Source organism: Streptomyces sp. NPDC001544, from assembly GCF_042894285.1.
Taxonomy (GTDB): domain Bacteria; phylum Actinomycetota; class Actinomycetes; order Streptomycetales; family Streptomycetaceae; genus Streptomyces.
On record NZ_JBIAVN010000036.1, the window covers coordinates 1 to 3,358 of the forward strand.

A 3,358-nucleotide genomic window follows, 5' to 3' on the forward strand; every position below is an offset into this window, starting at 1 on the left:
GGGGCGGAGCCGTTGGCCACGACTGGGGCGGGGATCACATGGCCCTCGGTGGCGCGGGTGTCGTCAAAGACGAGGGTCCGCAGTCGGGGCAGTTTGCGCCGTAGGGGTGCACGACAAGCAGCGCCCGAAGGAAGCGGCACGAAGAGGCCTTGGTTGCGCAAGGCAACCAGTTGCTGGCCGGTCCGGTGCATGTTGGAGTGGGAAAGACGCAAACGGCGCTCTACGCCCACGGCCTGAAAGAAGGTTAGACCTGTCGCGCCCATGCGGGCAGGAGCCGGAAAGTGAACCGGGTCCCCCCTGACGCAACCCGCCTATGTAACCCGCGGCAGACAAAATCGGAGCACCGGTAGTGGACAAAGCGGAATCTAGTGAGGCTGAGTCAGGAGAGCAGCGTAAACCCTTCAGGGCGGGCTCCTGACAAAGGAAAAGAGAGGACTCAGCTATGAAGATCGAGAAAATTGACAATTCGCGACTCGCGACAACCGCCAAGGAGTTGCGTGCTCTAGCCGCTAGCGACGCCGACTGGATCGTGCGCAGCTCAGATGACTTGCGGCAACTCCGCGCGGCTGGCAACAACGCCATCGCTAAGCTTCCCCGAACGGACTTTGAAGCGTTCGTAGGGAGCCTCAAATTCGCCAATGGAGGAGTCGCCGGCGGATGCTACAAGCCGTTGATGTCCACACTTATGCTGTCAGAGATCTTCGAGGTGTTTGCCCACTTTGGGATTAGCGCTGGATTGCTAGCGGGTCAAACCGAAAGAAACGGCTCCTGCCAGGAATGCGAGTGTGACGAGTCATGGAAATGCAGTTTTGAGTTCTGGTCTTTTTGTAGCAGTCTATGCGCTGGAGGGGGTGGTGTGTGAGAAGGAGGTGAGTGCCGGCGAGGTGAATGGCGGATTGTTCGGTTCGCCGCATGGTGCAGCTCGCGGTTATGCACCTCGCCGGCGTCGACCACCGAGCCTTTTGCCGGACGCCCGTACTTCGGCGGCCGGGCGATGTCCCGCTCCCCCCACGGCCCGCCTGCAGGCGCCCTCAAACCACCGGGTGCGTGCACGTCCGCCCGGGGGGCTCCCGGGCGGGTGCGCATCGTCGACGCGTCCTCGGGCTTGGTTCGGAACAGGGTCACCACCAGCCCATCAACCGCTTGACGGACTTGTCACGGGCTGCCTCGGTGACGACGCGCTGCCGCTCGATCTGCAAAGCGGTGATTTCGGCGGTCAGGCGGGTCTCGGCGCTCTGCCAGGCGGTGTTCAACTTCCGGTCCGCGCGGGCGGTGCTGTTGCCCCGGGTGATGCGGTAGGAGCCGGAGGCGAGCGCGGCCAGTACGGCGCGGCGCTCGTGGCCGTCCAGCGGCCACATCTCTCGGTTGCGGACGGCGTCGAGCTTGCGGTTGGTCTGCTGGATGGCCTTGTCCAGGCGGCGGGTGTCGGGCTTGCCCATGTCAGTCACTCCTCAGGGCTTGGGAGGGTCGGGGTAGGCGCAGGGCACGCGGGGCAGGTGCGGCGGGCGCGGTTGGCCTTGGCCAGGGCCGCCCGTTTCGCGGGCGTCATCGGCCGGACGGGCTTGGCCAGGTCGACGCGGTAGAGGTAGGCAACCAGCGGCGGCCGGCGGCGGCGCGGCCGTTCCGGTTGCGCCGCCACGTCCTGCCCGCCAGGGCGCAGGCCGCGTGCGCGGAGTTGGCGGCGGGTGGCGTAGCCGTCCAGGGCGAGGCGCCACCGGAAGACCGGCAGCGCCCCCATCACGCGGCCCGCTCGGCGAGCAGCGCGTCACGCAGCTTGCGCGCGTTGACTGGGGAGACGTGCAGAGCCCGGCGGATGCCCTCACCGGTGATCTGCGCGTCCGTCCAGTCGGCCGTGACGGTCCGGGCCTCGGTGAGAAGCTGCTCCGGGCTGCGGCGGGGCCGGGGCGTCTTGGCGGCGTCCGGGACCCAGTACGTCGCCCGAGGGGGCCGGGGCGACTCAGCCGCCACCGACCGCGGCACCGTCGATCGGTCCGGGGTCGACTCGACCGGTGCCGCGAGGGCGGGCACGGGCTTGAACGGAAGGCTCGACTTTCCGGCATCGGCCGGGACCGGATCGGGCACCGGAAGCCGGGTCAGTGTGATCATGACCGGAGTCGATTCGCACTGATCAGCGGTAGACCGAATCCTCTCGGTCTCGGTGGATTCCTCCACATTCATGCTGTCGACGCCCGTCGGGTAGATCGGGTCGGCCGTCGGTGCGGCGGGCAGCTCAGCGGGGGCGGTGAACATCGCGGCCAGCGCGGCATCCGCACCGATCGTGACGCGCTCGCGCTGCACGTCGACCAGCCGCTCCCCAACGAGTGGTCACCGGTGCCGACCCTGCGGGCCAGCTTCCATGACCGCTTGTCCGCCTTCTCCCGGGCCTTGGCGTCGGGGTGGTTGGCGGCGACCGCGCGGTGATAGGCCAGCTCCCGAACGACGGCCGCCGCACGCGCCTCGGCCTCGGCATCGCGGCCGTCGGTGTGGACGACGATCCGCCGGGCCAGGAACGCCATGCCCTCAGCCGACACGCACATGCCCATCGGGGTCACGACGTAGATGACGGTACGGCCGGCGTCCGGCCCCGCCATCGCGGCCATGACGGACGCGGCGGCGGGCAGCGCCCACAGCCCCAACCGGACGACCCGGGGCGAGGACTGCCCGAGCATGGTCAGGCCGAGCAGGACCAGGCCGAGGACGGCGGTGGCGCCCTCGCCGGCCGCGACGGCACCGAGTGCGGTTCCGGTGCCGTAGGCGTGGCCGATGTTGGAGAAGATGCCGTAGCCGCCGATGCCGCCGACGGCGGCCATGATGACGAACGCGGCCCCAAGCACGAAGCGCTGCGGGGTGGTCAGCTCCTTACGGCTCATCACGCCGCACCGCCCGGAAGGCTCGTGCCGGCCGCCCGGTTGATCAGCGCGACCCGTGCGGCGAGCGCACGGCGGCGAGCCCGGCGGATGCGGCGGGCGTCCAGCTCGGTCGAGATGCGGTCCAGGGTGACGATCTGCGCGTCCAGCAGCTCGACGTCCGCGAGGATTACGGGCATCTCACGTTCGATCGCGTCCAGCTCTGCGTCCGTCGGCTCCACGAAGTCAGCGAACGCGGTAACAGCGTCCTGAACAGTAACGATGTGGCTCATTGGGTCTGGCTCCTCTCACACAGGAACGGCCCGAACAGCGGCCCCGGTGTTCCAGCACCGGGGCCGCGCGCCGTTGAAGTCGGACGATCCGGCTCCCCTCGACGCTGCTCGTGCAAGACGAGCAGCGGAGGCAACCGGCTGCGGCGGTGAGGTCGTGCGGGTGTCTCCTTCGGGAACGCGGGCTCCCGTTGCAGGCGTATGGAGACGTGACCTTTCGGT

The 3,358-nt window shown here is 68.7% G+C and carries 4 protein-coding genes and 2 pseudogenes; 1 reads left to right on the forward strand and 5 read right to left on the reverse strand.

Annotated elements, in window-relative coordinates; all coding sequences use genetic code 11:
* Positions 1 to 263: hypothetical protein (locus ACFY0F_RS39050; RefSeq protein ID WP_388805983.1), on the reverse strand; the 263-nt coding region annotated here is incomplete at its 3' end.
* A gap of 179 nt (positions 264 to 442) precedes the next feature.
* Here ACFY0F_RS39050 and ACFY0F_RS39055 point away from each other — a divergent pair.
* A complete protein-coding gene (locus ACFY0F_RS39055) occupies positions 443 to 862 on the forward strand; it encodes a hypothetical protein (RefSeq protein WP_388805986.1) in 420 nt (139 codons plus the stop codon).
* A gap of 259 nt (positions 863 to 1,121) precedes the next feature.
* Here ACFY0F_RS39055 and ACFY0F_RS39060 read toward each other — a convergent pair whose 3' ends face one another.
* The 4 genes and pseudogenes from ACFY0F_RS39060 to ACFY0F_RS39075 all read right to left on the reverse strand — a co-directional run bounded on the left by ACFY0F_RS39060 (position 1,122) and on the right by ACFY0F_RS39075 (position 3,139).
* Positions 1,122 to 1,439 carry a hypothetical protein gene (locus ACFY0F_RS39060; protein ID WP_388805988.1) on the reverse strand — a complete coding sequence of 106 codons (318 nt, stop codon included), beginning with the start codon at positions 1,437 to 1,439 and terminating at the stop codon, positions 1,122 to 1,124.
* A 44-nt stretch (positions 1,440 to 1,483) separates the two neighbouring features.
* Positions 1,484 to 1,738, reverse strand: a pseudogene (locus tag ACFY0F_RS39065) (RRQRL motif-containing zinc-binding protein); the annotation flags it as partial.
* A 2-nt stretch (positions 1,739 to 1,740) separates the two neighbouring features.
* Positions 1,741 to 2,870 (reverse strand): annotated as a pseudogene (locus tag ACFY0F_RS39070) (conjugal transfer protein); the annotation flags it as partial.
* Complete coding sequence (locus ACFY0F_RS39075; RefSeq protein ID WP_388805991.1) at positions 2,870 to 3,139, reverse strand: DUF6284 family protein; 270 nt, start codon at positions 3,137 to 3,139, stop codon at positions 2,870 to 2,872. The gene ACFY0F_RS39075 and the pseudogene ACFY0F_RS39070, both read right to left, overlap by 1 nt.
* Positions 3,140 to 3,358: the final 219 nt, after the last annotated feature.

Bases quoted from the DNA above. Each gene is read 5' to 3' on its own strand.
- ACFY0F_RS39075 (WP_388805991.1), bottom strand. From the start codon at position 3,139: ATGAGCCACATCGTTACTGTTCAGGACGCTGTTACCGCGTTCGCTGAC.
- ACFY0F_RS39055 (WP_388805986.1), top strand. From the start codon at position 443: ATGAAGATCGAGAAAATTGACAATTCGCGACTCGCGACAACCGCCAAG.
- ACFY0F_RS39060 (WP_388805988.1), bottom strand. From the start codon at position 1,439: ATGGGCAAGCCCGACACCCGCCGCCTGGACAAGGCCATCCAGCAGACC.